The 16,966-nt window shown below is 65.4% G+C and carries 13 protein-coding genes; 8 read left to right on the forward strand and 5 right to left on the reverse strand.

What is annotated here, in order from left to right:
* Positions 1-5 precede the first annotated feature (5 nt).
* Both JOF48_RS17795 and JOF48_RS17800 read right to left on the reverse strand, forming a co-directional pair.
* Positions 6-1,184, reverse strand: a complete 1,179-nt coding sequence (locus tag JOF48_RS17795) for an isochorismate synthase (protein WP_209683099.1) — start codon at positions 1,182-1,184, stop codon at positions 6-8.
* A 41-nt stretch (positions 1,185-1,225) separates the two neighbouring features.
* On the reverse strand, positions 1,226-1,990 hold the full coding sequence (locus tag JOF48_RS17800) for an SDR family oxidoreductase (RefSeq protein ID WP_209683102.1): 765 nt from the start codon (positions 1,988-1,990) through the stop codon (positions 1,226-1,228).
* A gap of 558 nt (positions 1,991-2,548) precedes the next feature.
* Between JOF48_RS17800 and JOF48_RS17805 the strand changes: the two genes are divergently transcribed.
* The 4 genes from JOF48_RS17805 to JOF48_RS17820 are packed head-to-tail and all read left to right on the forward strand — an operon-like array spanning position 2,549 to position 6,733.
* Positions 2,549-3,538, forward strand: a complete 990-nt coding sequence (locus JOF48_RS17805) for a FecCD family ABC transporter permease (RefSeq protein ID WP_245346599.1) — start codon at positions 2,549-2,551, stop codon at positions 3,536-3,538.
* Positions 3,535-4,542, forward strand: coding sequence for a FecCD family ABC transporter permease (locus JOF48_RS17810; protein ID WP_342591294.1), 1,008 nt, complete (start codon positions 3,535-3,537; stop codon positions 4,540-4,542). Before JOF48_RS17805 ends, JOF48_RS17810 begins: the two co-directional genes overlap by 4 nt.
* Positions 4,543-4,565: 23 nt before the next feature.
* Positions 4,566-5,420: an ABC transporter ATP-binding protein gene (locus JOF48_RS17815; protein WP_209683104.1), complete on the forward strand. Its 855-nt coding sequence runs from the start codon at positions 4,566-4,568 to the stop codon at positions 5,418-5,420.
* The gene (locus JOF48_RS17820) at positions 5,417-6,733 is read left to right on the forward strand and encodes an alpha/beta hydrolase-fold protein (protein ID WP_209683107.1); all 1,317 of its coding nucleotides are present in this window, start codon (positions 5,417-5,419) and stop codon (positions 6,731-6,733) included. The genes JOF48_RS17815 and JOF48_RS17820 overlap by 4 nt, the downstream gene beginning before the upstream one ends.
* 240 nt (positions 6,734-6,973) lie before the next feature.
* On the opposite strand, the gene JOF48_RS17825 is transcribed toward JOF48_RS17820, so the two are convergent.
* A complete protein-coding gene (locus JOF48_RS17825) occupies positions 6,974-8,443 on the reverse strand; it encodes a carboxylesterase/lipase family protein (RefSeq protein ID WP_209683110.1) in 1,470 nt (489 codons plus the stop codon).
* Complete coding sequence (locus tag JOF48_RS17830) at positions 8,440-10,218, reverse strand: glycoside hydrolase family 3 protein (protein WP_342591295.1); 1,779 nt, start codon at positions 10,216-10,218, stop codon at positions 8,440-8,442. The genes JOF48_RS17825 and JOF48_RS17830 overlap by 4 nt, the downstream gene beginning before the upstream one ends.
* Before the next feature lie 95 nt (positions 10,219-10,313).
* Here JOF48_RS17830 and JOF48_RS17835 point away from each other — a divergent pair, with 95 nt between their 5' ends.
* Complete coding sequence (locus JOF48_RS17835; RefSeq protein ID WP_209683113.1) at positions 10,314-10,895, forward strand: TetR/AcrR family transcriptional regulator; 582 nt, start codon at positions 10,314-10,316, stop codon at positions 10,893-10,895.
* Between the two features lie 77 nt (positions 10,896-10,972).
* Here JOF48_RS17835 and JOF48_RS17840 read toward each other — a convergent pair whose 3' ends face one another.
* A complete protein-coding gene (locus JOF48_RS17840) occupies positions 10,973-11,809 on the reverse strand; it encodes a type IV toxin-antitoxin system AbiEi family antitoxin domain-containing protein (RefSeq protein WP_209683117.1) in 837 nt (278 codons plus the stop codon).
* A 914-nt stretch (positions 11,810-12,723) separates the two neighbouring features.
* Here JOF48_RS17840 and JOF48_RS17845 point away from each other — a divergent pair.
* Genes JOF48_RS17845 through JOF48_RS17855 form a run of 3 tightly spaced genes read left to right on the forward strand, consistent with a single transcriptional unit; the run spans position 12,724 to position 16,950 of the window.
* Positions 12,724-13,992, forward strand: a complete 1,269-nt coding sequence (locus JOF48_RS17845) for an MFS transporter (RefSeq protein WP_209683120.1) — start codon at positions 12,724-12,726, stop codon at positions 13,990-13,992.
* Between the two features lie 31 nt (positions 13,993-14,023).
* Positions 14,024-14,731, forward strand: a complete 708-nt coding sequence (locus JOF48_RS17850; RefSeq protein ID WP_209683123.1) for a phosphatase PAP2 family protein — start codon at positions 14,024-14,026, stop codon at positions 14,729-14,731.
* Complete coding sequence (locus tag JOF48_RS17855; RefSeq protein ID WP_209683126.1) at positions 14,728-16,950, forward strand: glycoside hydrolase family 3 C-terminal domain-containing protein; 2,223 nt, start codon at positions 14,728-14,730, stop codon at positions 16,948-16,950. Before JOF48_RS17850 ends, JOF48_RS17855 begins: the two co-directional genes overlap by 4 nt.
* The last annotated feature ends 16 nt before the right edge of the window (positions 16,951-16,966 follow it).

Genomic DNA, 16,966 nt, shown 5'->3' on the forward strand with positions numbered 1-16,966 from the left:
CACCGTCACTGTGCCACCCCCAGCCCGGCCAGGATGGTGCGGAACTTGGCCTCGGTCTCGGCAAGCTCCAGCTGCGGGTCGCTGCCGGGGACAATCCCGGCACCTGCATGCACCCGCACGCCGTCGTTGGAGACTTCAGCGCAGCGGATGCTCACGGCCCATTCGCCGTCGCCCGCGGCATCGGTCCAGCCCACGGCGCCGGCGTAGAAGCCGCGTGCACTTTCCTCCAGCTCCTCGATCAGCTCGCAGGCCATTTGGGTGGGCCAGCCGCACACGGCCGGAGTTGGGTGGAGGGCAAAGGCCAAGTCCAGGGACGTGGTCTCCGGGTCCTTCAGCCTGCCCTGGAGCTTGGTGGACAGGTGCCACATGGAGTCGGTGCGCACCAGCTCCGGCCGGGGCGGCACCACCATGTTGTTGCACAGCCCGCCCATGACACCGGCCACCATGTCCACCACGATGGCGTGCTCGCGCAGGTCCTTGGCCGAGCGCAGCAGTTCCTGTGCATTGGCGGCATCCAGCACCGGGTCGGCGCAGCGCGGCACCGAACCGGCCAGCGGGTTGCTCAGTGCCAGGGTGCCGCTGCGGCGGATCAGCAGTTCGGGGCTGGCACCCACCAGCGTCTTGTTGCCGGGCAGCGGGGCGGCAAACACGTAGGCCGCGGGATTTTGTCCCAGCAACCGGGCCAACAATGCGGTGATGTCCAGCGGCTCCGGCAGGGCAGCGCTGCGGGAACGCGCCAGCACCACTTTCTGCAGGCCACTGGGTGAGAACTTCTTCAGCGCAGTGGCCACGGCATCCGTGTAGTGGCCATCCGCGGCCTGTGGTGCCATGTGCGTCCCACCGTGCGGCTTGCGGCTGGCGCCTCCTTGCTCCACAGTGGCCGCAGCGGCGGGGCGGGCCAGGCGGGGTCCACGCAGCGTGGTGTCCATGATGAGGAATTCGCCGCTTTTGCCGGGCTGGAATGGCAGGACTCCGGCGATGGCCGGTCGCTGCGGTGCGGAGCCAAAGTGTGCGGACAGGATCTCGCGGCTGTTGGCGGCATCCATGCGCAGGGTTGCCGTGCCTCGCCCCAGGACGCTGCCGGCGGTGCCGGACATGAGGAAGTCGCCTCGCCTGTACTCGGCCAGGGGGTCTCGCAGCCAGGCTGCGGTGGGGATCGGCGCGGGCGCCAGTGCAATGGTCATGGTGTGCCTTTCGGTGGAAATCAAGTCGCTGGGATGGTGGTTCAGGCGCGCAGCGTTGCGCCGCCGTCCACATACAGGTCCTGCATGGTGATGTGCCGGGCTTGTTCCGAGAGCAGGAACGCCACGGCGTCGGCAATGTCTTCGGGTTCGGCCATGCGGCCCAACGGGATGCCAACCCGGAACGCGCTGGCATCGCCTTCCAGCACGGTTTGGCGCCCAGACTGCGCATCAGCACCCCAGAAGGCCTGCTGCATCCCGGTGTTGGTAGATCCCGGGCAGACGGTGTTGCAGCGGATGCCGCGTGGTGCCAGGTCGAGGCCAAGGGACCTCATGAACGCTGCGGCCGCGGCCTTGGACGCGGCGTACACCGGCATGGTGGAGCGCGGAACGCCGGCCGCGTTGGAGCCGACAAGAACCATGGAGCGGTTCTTCAAGGGCCGTTGCAGCATCATCTGCGCGGCTGCGGTTGCCACCAGGAACACGCCGTCGGCGTTGACCGCCAGCGTCCGGCGCCACGCCTGGAAGTCAACCTCAAGGGCGGAGCCGACGCTGAGGATCCCTGCCGCGTGGACAAGTGCGGCCAAGGGATCCGGGAGGGCCCCGATGGCGGAGAACAGGGACGCAACGGAGTCCGGGTTGCTGACGTCGGTGGGCACGGCCAGGACCTGGCGGCCCGGCATTTCGGCTGCCAGCCGTTCCAGTCCCGGACCGTCGCGGTCCGCCAGGACCAGGACGTCCCGGACCGGGCTGTCCCGGTCCAGCTTCAGGGCGCAGGCCCTGCCAATTCCTCCGGCCGCCCCTGTCACGAGCAATGTCCTTGGTTCCGTCACGGCAGTGGATTCCGTCCAGTAATTGTTGGGCCCGGCTCATCCGGACACTCGATACGAAGCGAGCATAGCCTTACCTAACTTATTTACGTCACATTTTTGTTTCGTTATGAAGATTTTCACCGCTTGACAGCGCCGTCACGCCAGCGGTAGGCGCCAGGGCCAGGGCGCCGGGACAGCGTCAACCGAGGGCGAGATGGAATGTTGACGAAAATGCCGCAAAGACGGGGTTTTCGAAGCCATGCAGCACCATTTCGCCACTGCCGGCCAACTCAAGCCGGAGCGATGGCGCCAAGGCCGCCGTGGGCACAATGGGTTAAATATGTGAAACATCCCACACTTTTCACCTTGCGAAGCGTTGGGCAACATTTCAAGCCGCTGCATATCCATGCAACTTTCTTAGCTTAGGCTTACCTATGCAACCTTGCCGGCGTCCGCCCCGGGCCGGCACAGCACCAGGAAATGAGAACCAGCAATGAACCCCCACAGCAACGGCTGCGCCTAGAGATGTTCCAGTCCCCGCGCAAGCATTCCCGGATGAAACCCGCTTGGATTGGCGGCCTCGCGCTCCTGGCGGCCCTGGCCCTGGCGAGCCTGGCGATCGGCAGCCGGGCCATTTCCCCGGCAGAGACCTGGCAGGCACTGACCCACTTTGACCCGGCCCAAAACACGCACCTTCTGGTCGTTGAGCTGCGGCTCCCTCGTACATTCCTGGCCATGGCAGTCGGTGCGGCACTGGCACTGGCCGGCGCCCTCATGCAGGCGCTGACGCGCAACCCGCTGGCCGAGCCGGGCATCCTGGGCATCAATGCCGGAGCCGCCGCAGCCGTGGCCGCAGGGCTCGCATTTCTGGGCGCGACGGGTCCTGGCGAGTACATGTGCTTCGGCTTTGCCGGAGCCGCCGCCGCGTCCCTGCTGGTCTACGCACTGGGCAGGGCGCACGACGCCGGCAACAATCCGGTTCGGCTGGTTCTGGCCGGGGCCGGGCTCAGCGTCATGCTCGGCTCCGTGACCGCAATCATCATCCTTGCCGGCGACGCCCAGCGGCTGCGGAACTTTGTCAGCTGGGCAAGTGGATCCCTGCAGGGCCGCGGCTACGATGTGCTGCCGTGGGTGCTCGGTGCCTGCGCCGTGGCCATGGTGCTGGGGCTGTCCACCGCGCGGAGCCTTGACTCACTCTCCCTGGGCAACGACCTCGGCAACGCGCTGGGCATCAAGATGCGCACCACATGGCTGCTCGGCACCGGGGCCATACTGCTCCTGGCGGGTGCAGCAACGGCAGCGGCCGGACCCATAGGCTTCCTTGGCTTGGCGGCCCCACACATCGCCCGCCTGGTGGTGGGCCCCAACCACAGCAGGCTCCTGCCGTTTTCCATGCTTCTGGGTGCGCTGCTGCTGCTGGCCGCAGACATCCTGGCCCGGGTGGTGGCCTACCCCGGTGAGATTGGGGCCGGGGTCATGAGTGCTGTGATCGGCGCGCCGGTGTTCATTGCCTTGGCCCGCCGCCGGAAGCTGGTGCAGCTGTGAACGCCCTTCGCCTCCCCGCGGTACCCCGCACCGCCGTGGTGGGAACCGCCCTGGCCGCGACTACCGCCCTGCTGGGGGTGCTGGCCATGCAGACAGGCACCATCAGCTTCTCCTTCACCGAGGTCATGGCAGCCGTGTTCGGCGTTTCGGACAATCCGCAGGCCGGCATGGTCATCCACCGGATCCGCCTGCCGCGCACGGTGACGGCCATCGGCGTCGGACTGTGCCTTGGAGCCGCCGGCGCTACGTTCCAGTCCATCTCCCGCAACGCCCTGGGCTCGCCGGACATCATCGGCTTCACCACCGGCGCAGCCACGGGCGCCGTGGCCCAGATCATCCTGTTCAACGCCGGCCCGGCCGCCACCGCCCTGGCCGCCATTGCCGGTGGGCTGCTTGCCGCGGCCGCGGTGTATGCGCTGTCCGTGCGGGGCGGCGTCAGCGGCGGCTACCGGCTGATCCTGGTGGGGATTGGCATTGGCGCCATGCTCGGTGCCGTCAACACGCTGCTGCTGCTGAAGGGCAATGAGGACTTGGCCCTCCAGGCACAAATGTGGCTCTCCGGGTCCCTGGCGGCACGGACGTGGGAGCACGCCGTGCCCGTTGTCATTGCCGTGGTGTTGCTGCTCCCGGTGCTCATGGTGCAGGGCCGGAGCCTGGGTCTTCTGGAAATGGGCGACGACGTGGCCCGCGCCCTGGGCGTCCGGGTCGAGGCGAGCCGGCTGGCCTCCATGGCGGCCGCCGTCGGGCTGACGGCAGTGGCCACGGCCGCGGTGGGGCCCATCGCCTTTGTCGCCCTGGCGGCACCACAGCTCGCAGCGAGGCTGACCCGATCGGTTCAGGTTCCCTTGGGCACGGGCGCGCTCATGGGTGCCGCCCTCATGGTGGCCTGCGACCTCCTCACCCAAAATCTGCCGATTGCCGTCCACGTGCCCATTGGGCTCATGACCGGCCTGGTGGGCGGCTGCTACCTGCTGTGGCTGGTCACGCGCAGCCGGAGCATCTGATATACAACACAAGAAGGAAAGCCATGAACACTGCAAGCACGCACCCCGGCGGCAACGACGTGCTGTCCGGACACGCCCTGGACCTGGGCTACGACGGCCGCCGCATCTCCGAGGGGCTCGACGTTGTCATTCCGCCGGGATCCTTCACCGCCATCATTGGGCCCAATGCCTGCGGCAAGTCAACGCTGCTGCGGGCCCTGTCCCGGCTGCTCAAGCCCACGGCGGGCCGGGTGGATTTGGACGGGAGGGACATCCACAACTACCGCACCCGGGATGTGGCGCGGCGGCTGGCACTGCTGCCGCAGCAGTCCACCGCACCCGACGGCATCACCGTTTCCGACCTCGTGGCGCGCGGACGCTTCCCGCACCAGGGCGTGCTGCGGCAGTTCTCCGATGTGGACAAGGCCAAGGTGGCTGAGGCAATGGCCGCCACAGGGGTCGCCGAGTTGGCGGACCGTGCCGTGGGCGAACTCTCCGGCGGGCAGCGACAGCGCGTGTGGCTTGCCCTGGCACTGGCCCAGGACACCCCGGTGCTGCTGCTGGATGAGCCCACCACCTTCCTGGACATAGCCCACCAGCTGGAGGTGCTGCGCCTGTGCCGGCGGCTCCACCTCACAGGCAAATACACGCTGGTCACCGTGCTGCACGACCTCTCACTCGCCTTCCGTTTTGCCGACCACGTGATCGCCATGAAGGACGGACGCATCGTCGCCCAGGGCCCGCCGGCCCGGATCGCCACGCCGGACATCATGCGGGAGGTCTACGGCATCGAGTCAGTTGTCATCACCGACCCCGCCACGGGCGGACCCCTGGTGGTTCCACTGGAGCCCGACGGCGTGTCCCCGGCGGCGCCCGATTCAGTGCGGGTGCCGGCGTGAACGGGCTGCACGGTTCACGTACCGAAGCTTTTCCGGCCCCGAAGGACCCCGTGGCAGGCGAGGCCCCGGCAATTCCAGTGCTTCGCGGTCACTTCGCCGCCCGCTGGAATGCTTGGGGCGCCGGGCGGCAGGAGGCGTTCCTGGCCCGGCTCCTCGCCGGCGACGGCGGCAGCTTCCCCTTGGTGGAGCCATCCCCGGACGGGCGGGCGGACCTCCGGGCCGTCACCTTCCTGCACGTGGCCCCGGATGCCACCGCCGTGATCCTCTCCGCCAATGCCCTGGTGGACCACAGGAACACGGCGGCCAGCGAGTTTGAACGCCATCAAGGCACCGGGCTGTGGGTGCTGACGTACCTGATGCCCGCGGACTGGGAATGCGGCTACCGGATCACCGTCCACCGCGGCCCCGGGCAAGCACCCTGGCAGGCCGCCACCATGCGCCGGGCCATCCGCATGGCTGCCGACGCCGGCGGCCCGGACCCGCTCAACCCCGTGCTGGGTGCGGGGATGAACGGCGGGGCCATGTCCGTGGTCCGGCTTCCCGGAGCCCCGGCCGCCCCCTGGCTGGCCGCCGCGCGCGTGGATCCGGTCGCCACCTCTCCCGTCATGGGCGGCGTGCTGGCAGGAGGTTCGACCAGCGCCGCCTCGGAGGGACTGGCGGAACTGCAGCTGGTGGACTCAGGCAACGGGCGCCTGCGCACCGTGTGGATATATTCACCAGCTCCCGGCAGCACCGCGGGACCCACTCCCCTGCTCATCCTCCATGACGGGCAGGTCTGGGCGAAGCACCTCAACCTCAAGGCAACCCTGGACGCAGCGGTGAGGGACGGCGTCGTGCCTGCCCTGCACGTGGCCATGGTGGATTCATTCGACGGGGCCACCCGGTCCCAGGAACTCAGCGGGCCAGTGGGCACCGTGGACTTCGTGGCAGAGGATCTGCTGCCGGTGCTGCGCCGAACCCTGCCGGTGCGCACGGATGCGGCTGGAACCATTGTGTCTGGGGCGAGCTACGGCGGCCTTGCGTCGCTGTGGCAGGTGGCGCGGCATCCGGATTTGGTGGGCGTGGCACTGGCGCAGTCGCCCTCGCTGTGGCGCTACGACCTGGCCGAGCCGCTGGCCCGGGTGGCGGACCGTGTGGTGCTGCGGCTGCAGGCGGGCATTTATGAGGCGGAAATCCATGCCACCTCGATGCAGCTGCTGGCGGACCTGGTGCCGCTGGGTGCGGACATTTCCCTGTGTTCGGTCACCGGCGGGCACGACTGGTCGTGGTGGAACCCCTGGCTCATCCACGGGCTCGCTGATTTGCTGGGCTGAGGCCCCAGCGCTACCAGCGGTGCCCAATGTGGTGCAGGGCGCGGACCATGTGGCTGACCGCCTGGGGCATGTGGGCCGCATCCGTGGCGGCAACGTGGACGGGGCCCTGCCCATCACCGACACTGCAGCAATATACGGGTCCACCAGTTCCTGCGCCCCTATGGGGTTCATCATTCGAGACACGGAAGCATCAGGTGCAACTCCTCGAGTTGCGGGGCATCCACACACAGGAGGTTGCTGTTAGAGAAGCGGCAGGACCGACTGGTAACCGTCGTCGATCACGGTGCTCTCAAGGTCGAAGACCTTGGTTGTGGCCTTGGCGCCGTATTGCGGCCAGCCCGGATCGGCCTCGGCCAGGAAGCGGCTGGCGTCGGCGTGCAGCTCGTCGGCGATCTTCTGCGGCGGGGCGTCGCCGGCCAGTGCGCCGATGGCGCCCTTGTCCAGGACGTCGAAGAAGAACGGGACGTCTATGCAGTGGATCGCGTAGCCAAACACCGGCGAACGCCAGGAGAAGCGGTACACCCAGGTGGGTGCATCGCCGCGGGCCTCGAGGAACTTCACAATGAAGGTGCGGAAAATGGAGTCCGTCAGGAACCGGCCGGCAATGGCACCGGAGCCTCCTGGCACCACATCCTGGTTGGCGGCCAGGTAGCGGGCACGCCGCTCACCCTTCATGCCCAGGCCGCCTAGCAGGAAGCCGGTGGGAATGAACTTTACGATCTTTTTCATCATGGCAAAGATCATGGAGAATTCATCGTCTGCGGAGCCGATGACCAGGGGGATGTGTGAGCCGATGCCGGAACGGATGGAGTCGATCGTGGGTTGGGTGATGAGAACACCATCCATAACGGGCCCCAGGATCAATCCGTCCGTTGCCAGCGACTGCAACGCCTTCAGCGGCATGCCCTTGGGCATGATCGCCTTTTTCTGCAACGCCAGAAGCTTCTCCTCCGGCACCAACTCGAAGCCCGCGCGTGTTGGCGCCACCCCCGCCGTCTTTGCAAATTTCAGGGCAAAGTCGCGGGCCTTGTCCACGGGGACGTCCGCTGCCACACCGGACATGCAGTACACACCCTGGAACAGGTGGTGCGCTTTTTCCATGCCCAGCAGGGTCAAGACGGCACCTCCGCCGGCGGACTGGCCGGCAATGGTGACACGGCCCGGATCGCCGCCGAAGGAGGCAATGTTCTCCTGCACCCATTCAAGGGCCAACAGCCAGTCCATGACGCCGCGGTTGTGCGGAGCACCTTCCACCCAGCCGAATCCTTCAAAGCCCAGACGGTATGAGATCACCACTGTCACGGCTCCATCGCGGGCGAAGGCGGTGCCGTCGTACCAAGTGCTGGCCGGGGAACCCGAGGTGAAGCCGCCTCCGTGAATATAGACCAGTACGGGCAGGCTGGCATCGGCGCCGGGCGACGGTGTGAACACGTTGACGTTCAGCGTGGACTCGCCCTCAACGGATGGCTCCGGAATCAGCGTGATGCCATTGTCGCCTCGCTGCGGGGTGGCCCCCATGACCAGGGCGTCACGGACACCTTCCCACGGCTCGTGCGGCACGGGTGCAGCGAAACGCAAGGGACCCACGGGTGGCTGGGCAAAGGGAATGCCTAAGAAGACAGCGCAATTGTTGCGCCAGGCACCCTTGACGAGCCCCGCCGTCGTACTCGCCTGAACGAAGGACCTAACACGCTGGTCCGCGGCGCTCACAGCGCAATCCCGTGGCCGAAGGGAAACAGCGGGGCTGCGGTGTCAAAGGGCATGTCTGGCCTGCTTTCTACTACGGCATTCATACTTGAGGGCAGCTCAAAGGGGAGCTTGCCGCGTGCATGGCTGGCTCCGAAAAGGACGTCCAGGACGGCTTCGTCAGAGGCGCCGAAATCGACCATGAGCGCGGCTGCCATGTCGGCGAACGGCGTGAGGATGGCAGGCCGGTCCAGGTAGATCTCCAGGACAGTTGGGACCTTGGCGCAGAGTGCGTTGATACGGTCCACCTCGTCCTGCGGATACGCGAGCGAGCCCTGGTGGAAGAAGCTCTCAAACATGCCGGGGCGGGGTTCAAAGGGTGCCTGCAAGCGGAGCAGGGCGACGTCGGCCTGCTCCGGTGTTGCCACCACCTCGCCGTAGGCTGCGGCTGCTTCGGGTGCAAACCCTTCCACGTAGACCTTGATGTTCCTGGCCAGCGGCAGGACGTTGTTGTTGGTGAGGAGCGTGAGCGCCTCGCGCTGCGCCTGCTCCCCCGCGGCGCGGAACTCGTCATTGCCGACGATCCGGCCGGCGGCTTCTTCATCCACCATGGGTTTGTCGAACAAGCCCAGCACGAACTTTTCGCGCAGGAGGCGGCGGGCGGATTCGTCCATGCGCTGCTCGGTAAGACGGCCTTCGCGGACCAGTTGGACCAGGAGTTCGGGGATGTTTTCCCCGCCAAACTGGTCCACACCGGCGTCAATCACCTTGGCCATGCGGTCCTTCACGGACAGGTGTTCAACGCCCCAGGCACGGGCCGGGAAGGGCTCGCCCATCATGACAGCGTCGCTGAGCAGGCCCCAGTCGGTGCAGACAATGCCGTCGAAGCCATAGCGTTCGCGAGCCAAGCCGGTGATGACCGATTTGTTGAAGCCGAAGCCGACCTCTTCATACTCGGTGCCTACGGGCATCCCGTAGTACGGCATGAGTTGGCTGGTGCCAGCCTCGAAGGCGTCCTCAAAGGGCTTGAGATGGTACTCAAAGTTGCCACCCGGGTAGACCTGTTCGCGGCCGTGGGCAAAGTGGGGGTCTTCGCCGTCCTTCTGGGGACCGCCTCCGGGGAAGTGCTTGGTCATGGTGGCCACGGAATCGGGGCCAAGTTTCTCGCCCTGGAAGCCGCGGATGTAGGCGGCGCCGAGCCTGCCCGTCAGTTCAGCATCTTCGCCGAAGGTGCCGTTCTGGCGTCCCCAGCGCGGCTCGGTGGCGAGGTCGATCTGCGGGTGCAGTGCCACGCGAAGTCCGACGGCGGCGTACTCCTGGCGGGCGATGTCACCAAACTTCTCAGTGGTTTCTTCATCACCCAGGGCGCCGAAGCCGAGGGTTTCCGGCCACTGCGAGAACGGTCCGGCCAGCATTGAGGCGCCGGGATTCATGGAGAAGTGGTGGCGCGGATCGGTGGAGAGCGTGACGGGGATGCCCAGGCGGGTGCTGGCTGCAACTTCTTGCACGGCGTTGTGCCAAGCGGCGAGCTCTTGGCCGGACGGTGCGGAGCCGAGGACGTTGAAGTGGGTCATGCCCTGTTTGAGGATCATGTCCGTGGTGCTGGGAACGTCAAACATTCCGTCCACAACGTCAACGCCGCCGTTGCTGCCGGGCATGATCATGGTGTGGAAAAACAGTCCCGCCTTGTCCTCAAGAGTCATCTGCTGCAGGAGGTTTTCGACCCGTTCTGCAACAGGCAGGGAAGCGTCCCGGAAGCTGGTGTCGACGGACTTGGCCTGCGGATCTACATTGTTCACGCGTGCTCCTACTTAGTGGATATTTCAAAACAGTATCCCGCTCAGTTTTCGCAGTCAAGAGGTGGGCAGAACTCGCTTTGGCTTATGCTGGCAAGATGGCTGCACGAGGATCCTACGCAAAAGGCATCGCCAAGCGCGATGAAATTCTAACCACCGCCCTGAGGGTCATTGCCGAAAGGGGCTACCGCAAGACTTCTCTTCGTGAATTGGCAACTGCGGTGGGGCTGAGCCAAACCGGACTTCTGCATTACTTTGGCACCAAGGAAGACCTCTTCATCGAGGTCTTGCGCCGACGCGATGAGGTGGATATGGACGCCTACGGTGTTCAGCTGAACCACAACGACGTGATCCGGGGAATTCTGGATGTTGTCCGGCACAACACCGACGTGCCCGGCCTGATGCACCTTTACACCCAGTTCTCTGCCGAGGCCAGTGAGGAAACCCATCCAGCGCACGGCTACTTCCAGGAGCGCACAGCTTTCTTCCAGCAGACGGTTGCCGACGCCATCAAGGCCCAACAGGCCGCCGGAGAACTGCCAGGTTCCCTTGATGCTGCGCATATTGCACTGATGCTGCAGGCTTCCATCGACGGGCTGCAGAGCCAGTGGCTGATGGACAACTCACTGGACATGGCCGCGCATCTGTCCCGATTGTGGGACGCCCTGGTCCGCGCCTGACGCCAAGGAAACCGGCTTCGCCGGCATGTGGGCCTGGTGGCGGCCTCGCGGCTTGGCCGGCCCTCCACGTGCGGGAGTCATTCGCCTTGGGCGGTGATCGTCGCCAGGGCCTGCCGCACCCAATCAAGCATCAGCTCGGGGCGGTGAAGCACCATGCTCCCCGTAACCCGCAGACAGGGCAGGCCCTCGATGAGCATCATGTTGTTGCGGACCATGTCCTTTACCCACCCGTCCTGAGTGTCGTGAAAATTGACCCCGTCCGTTTCCAAGCCGAGCAGCCCCTCAATCAACATGTCGACATCCCCCATGCCCTTGACGCGATACTGGCACTGCACGTTATACCCCTCTTGACGTAGGTAATAGCGGGCCATGGTCTCAATGATGGACATCGACTGAGGGTCGATCATGTCGATGATGGCTCGCGCCTTTGCGTCCTTCCTGCCGCTGAAGGCTGCTCGCAGCTGGGGGATGGTGCATTGCTTCAGGACCACTGCGGATTCCAGGACCGCCAGCGCCTCCATTTCGCTGCCACAATGGACACATTGGCGCAGGATGTCTATCAATGTCTGTGGTCCACTGACCCTGTGGACCACGCACCCTGGCACCGGGCGTCCATGCGCGGCAGCAACATGCGTGATCTTGGGCTCCTCGATGACCCACAGGCCAATCTGGGCCGCCTTGCTGAAGCATGTGCGTCTCGCCTGATGCTGAGCAAGGCGCACATCGAGGGGGTCCGCTCCGGGGAGAGCGTAGTAGCCGCGACCGACCTTGCGAACAGCCCCCGCATCTTCGGCCTGTTTGAGCTGCCATTCAGTGCAGCCCCGACTGAGCAGGTCTTTTCTTCGCGCAACCTTTCCAAGGCGCTCAATTTCCGCCACGACGGGCGGGCTCTTTCGTTCAATTTGAGTTGTCATGCGACCAATGGTTCCGCTGCAGCAGGTGGCGCGACAGCCCCCTGGGCACGATTGTGGATGGAAGTCAGCAAGGCTCCCCCTGTGGAGGAATCAAAGGCTTCTTAATGCGTACCATTTGGGACCTTACCCTGCGCATGCGCCAAGACGGGTTTGGGCATGCGCCGGATTGACCCCTGAAAGCTGCGCCTCAGCCGGGGCTGCGCATGTTAGCCACCCCAACCACGCGCATACCCCAAGCGACTTTTGGCATGCCCAGGATGACCGCAGAATCATGCGCATCAGCCCGCGAATCCAAGGCCCAGACAACATCCTGGGCCACCCCTGGCCAACTGTTCCGGCTCCAGCCACGCAGCAGGCAGGCACAAACAGCCACTCGTAAGGCCACGGAGCTCCATACTGACCCAGGTGTGCGCCCTAAATCCCACCGCAGCAAACTCCTCTAGGCTTTATGCGCGCCATCTGGAGCCCTACCGTGCGCGTGCGCCACGACGGGTTTGGGCATGCGCCGGATTGAACCCTGAAAGCTGCGCCTCAGCCGGGGCTGCGGATGTTAGCCACCCCAACCACGCGCATACCCCAAGCGACTTTTGGCATGCGCAGGATGACCGCAGAATCATGCGCTTCAGCCCGCGAATCCAAGGCCCAGACAACATCCTGGGCCGCCCCTGAGCAACCGCGCTGCGCCCCAATTGAAGCCGCCATGATCAGCCGCCATCGAACCGGGCCAACACAGTCCGTCCACTCGTCCCAACCAACACACCCCAAGCCAAAGGTGCGGCAAACAAGGAAGGTGGGGACCCTGCGCAGCACCAAAACCTGTGACCGTGGCCACAAATAGTTCTTGCACTTTGAAACCGAGTGCCCTACGGTATTCACGTACGGCTCAACGAAGAGCCCTTTGAGAGGTTTCCTAAATGGCAATCACACCCCCATCCACAACACTCGACGGCCAGCTAGATCCGCCGCCGCTGGTCAAGGGCAGCGTCAAGCGCCTTCTGGGCTGGATCATTCCGGCCAACATCAGCATTTTCATTATTTGGGGCGCCGTGCCGGGCATCCTCCTCCCGCTGCAAGTCGCAGGCATTGACCCAGCCAACAAGATTGCCAATCTGGGCATCATCTCCACCATCAGTTCCTTCGCCGCCATGCTGGCGCAACCAATTGCCGGGCTCATTTCTGACCGCACCCGCTCCAAATTCGGCCGCCGCGCTCAACTGATGGTGGGTGGCACGCTGGTGGGCGGACTGGCTCTCATCGGCATGGCCATGGCCAATTCGCTGGTGCAGATCGGCATCGCCTGGGTCATCGTGCAGATCGCCTACAACTTCACGCAGGGCCCGCTCAGCGCAATCCTGCCGGACCGCGTGCCCCGCGCGGCCCGTGGCACGTTTTCCGCGCTGGCCGGCCTCGGCGCCATGCTCGGTGCCATTGGCGGCCAGATTGTAGGCTCCATCTTCGCGAAAAACATCCCGTTCGGCTACATGTTCTTCGCAGGTTTCGCCGTTGTCGTCATCACGTTGTTCACGGTCTTCAACCCGGACCACTCCAGCAAGGAGCTCAAGCCCGAGTCCTTCTCCCTGACGGTGTTCCTGAAGACGTTCTGGGTCAACCCCATTGCACATCCTGACTTCTTTTGGGCCTTCACCGGGCGCCTGCTGCTCTACACGGGATATTTCGCGGTCACGGGATACCAGCTCTACATCCTCTCCGACTACATCGGCCTGGGCGACGGCGCCGCGGCAGCAATCCCGCTCTTCGGCCTGGCCTCCCTCGCCGGAATCATCACCGCGACCCTCATTGCGGGCCCGCTCTCCGACAAGCTGGGCCGCCGCAAGATCTTCGTCTTCGTCTCCTCGATCCTGGTGGGACTGGCACTGGTCATCCCCATGCTCATGCCCACCTTCACCGGCTGGCTGCTGTTCACCGTCATCTCGGGTCTGGGCTTCGGCGCCTTCCAAGCCGTGGACCAGGCGCTCATGAGCGAGGTCCTGCCCTCCGCCGACTCCTTCGCCAAGGACCTCGGCGTGGTCAACATTGCCGCGACCCTGCCGCAGACGCTGGCACCCGGCGTGGCCAGCTTCGTCATCCTGACGTTCGGCGGCTACGTTGCGCTCTTCCCGATCGGCATTGTCCTGTCCATCCTGGGCGCCTTCGCGGTCTGGTTCATCAAGGCGGTGCGCTGACGTGCCCTCCCCCGCCGCTAGAACCATCCGGATGGAAAGTACGACGCCGGCACGTCGGCGCCTGCTTGTCACCGGCCTTGCGCTGGTGCTGGCTTTTGCGGTCTTCGGTGCGCTGATTTCGCTCGACGTCACCCACCCGTTCACCCAGCGCATGGATGACGCATGGCGGCGGCTGGTTGGTGCCGGCCCGGGTGCGGAAAACATTCTGCCGTCCGTGTTCTTCCAACAGTTGGGCATGCTGCTGGGCATGGTTATCTATGTCCTGATCATCCCCGGCATCCTGTTTGCCGTCCGGCGCTGGCGCACAGCGTTGTTTGTGCTGGCCTCGATGGTTGGCACCACAGTGGTTGCGCAAATTGCCAAGAATCTGGTCGACCGCCCGCGCCCGTCTGCCGATGAGGCCGCCGGCCTGTACAGCCCGCTCGTCCGGGTTGATCACGGGTCCTTCCCCTCGGGGCACGCCGTCACCATGGGGTTCATCATCGTGGCCACAGCAGCCCTGATTCCGGTGGCCCGGCGCTGGATCTGGTGGATCATTGGCATCCTGTTGGGCGCCGGCATGATCTGGCAGCGCACCTTCATCAACGCCCACTGGCTCTCCGACACCCTTGCGGGCACCGCCGCAGGAATTGGGGTTACCCTGATCCTGTGGTGGGCCTTTTCCCCTCTGCTTGACCGAGATCGGGGAAAGCCACTGCGCCGCACCCGATCAACAACCATTGAACAAGGAGCATCATGACCAACCCCACCCCCGAAGAAGTCGCAGGGTCCCTGAGCGTGGAGCAGAAGGCGGGCCTCACCAGCGGCGCGGACTTCTGGACCACCAAGGAAGCCCCCGGCGTTCCTTCCATCATGCTGACCGACGGCCCCCACGGCGTCCGCAAGCAGGACGAGGCCTCGGACCATCTGGGTCTGGCCGGCAGTGTTCCCGCCACATGCTTCCCACCTGCCGTGGCGCTTGGTTCCAGCTTTGATGAAGGGCTGCTGGTCCGGGTTGGCACGGCCTTGGGCGAGGAGGCCCGCGCGGAAGGCGTCGGTGTTCTGCTCGGCCCCGGCGTGAACATCAAGCGCTCCCCCTTGTGCGGCCGCAACTTTGAGTACCTCTCCGAGGATCCGTTGCTCTCCGGCGTGCTGGGTGCGGCCTTGGTCAACGGCCTGCAGTCCCAGGGCGTGGGCGGCTCGCTCAAGCACTTCGCTGCCAACAACCAGGAAACAGACCGCATGCGCGTCTCAGCCGACATCGACGAGCGCCCGCTGCGTGAAATCTACCTCCGCGGTTTCCAGCGTGTGGTCCAGGACGCCCAGCCGTGGACGGTCATGTGCTCCTACAACCGCATCAACGGCACCTACGCATCGCAGGATCCGTGGCTGTTGACCACCGTGCTGCGCGGCGAGTGGGGCTTCAAGGGCCTGGTGGTCTCCGACTGGGGTGCCGTGGTTGACCGCGTCGCCTCACTCTCCGCGGGCCTGGACCTGGAAATGCCGTCCTCCAGCGGGCGCACGGACGCCGAGCTGGTCGCGGCAGTTGCCGCCGGCGAACTGGATGAGTCGGTTCTCAACACCGCCGCCTCACGCGTGGTGGCCATGGTTCAGAAGGCTGTGGCAGGCGCGGATTCCTCCGCCACGTACGATGTCGAGGCGCACAAAACCCTGGCCCGCGATGCTGCTGCGGCCAGCGTTGTCCTTTTGAAGAACGACGGCGTCCTGCCGCTTGCGCTGTCGGCATCCGTCGCCGTCGTGGGTCACGTCGCGCAGGATCCCCGCTACCAGGGTGCCGGCTCCTCGCAGATCAACCCCACCAGGCTGGAAAATGCGCTGGCGGAAATCCGCAGCCTGACCGGCACCGACGTTCCCTTTGCCGCCGGTTACGGCGAGGACGGCGAAAGCACCGCCGAACAGAAAGCGGAGGCCGTAGCCGCCGCATCCGCAGCCGAAACCGTGCTGCTGTTCCTGGGCGTTCCGGCCTCACAGGAGTCCGAGGGCTTCGACCGCGAACACCTGGAACTGCCCGCAGCACAGCTGGAACTCCTTGAGGTTGTGCTGGGCGCCAATCCGCGCACCGTGGTGATCCTTTCCAACGGCGGCGTGGTGCGCCTCTCGGGCTTTGCCGACCGCGTCCCCGCCATCATCGAAGGCTGGCTGCTGGGCCAGGCGGGAGGTGGGGCAATCGCCCAGGTGCTCTACGGCGTCGTCAATCCCTCAGGCCGCCTGGCCGAGACCATCCCGGTCCGCCTCGAGGACACCGCAGCATTTGGAAACTTCCCCGGCGAGCACGGCCATGTCCGCTACGGCGAGGGCCTCATGGTGGGCTACCGCTGGTACGACTCCCGCAACATGGAGGTGTCATTCCCGTTCGGGCACGGACTCTCCTACACCACATTCGAGTACTCGGATGCTTCCGCTGTTGCCAACGACGCCGGCATCACCGTTGCGCTGACCCTCACCAACACCGGTGCCCGAGCCGGCGCCGAAGTGGTCCAGGTGTACACGGGACTGGCCGCCTCCGCGGTCTCTCGTGCCAAGCGTGAACTCAAGGCTTTCAACAAGGTGCACCTGGCCGCCGGTGAAAGCCGCACGGTGGAGGTTTCGGTGCGCCGCGAGGACCTGGCGTACTGGGACACCCGGGTTTCGGGCTGGACCGTGGAAGGCGGCAGTTACACGGTGGAGGTCGGCGCCTCGAGCCGTGACATCCGCGCAGCAGTGTCCGCAGACGTCACCGGCGATGTCATTCGTGTGCCGCTGACAGTTGATTCCAGCATTGGCGAGGTGATGGCGCACCCCGTTGCCGGACCCATCATCACCGCTGCCATGAGCGGCGGGGAAACGAGCCTGTTGGCCGATCCGTCCATCCTGAAGATGCTGGCCTCGGCTCCCATCGGCCGCATGATGGGCTTCCCCGGCTCGGGAGTTGAGCCCGAGCAGCTGGAGCAGCTGCTGGCCGCGGCAAACGCCAGTTAGTTTCAACGGGTGATCA

Origin of the sequence: Arthrobacter stackebrandtii (assembly GCF_017876675.1) — a bacterium.
Lineage (GTDB): Bacteria > Actinomycetota > Actinomycetes > Actinomycetales > Micrococcaceae > Specibacter > Specibacter stackebrandtii.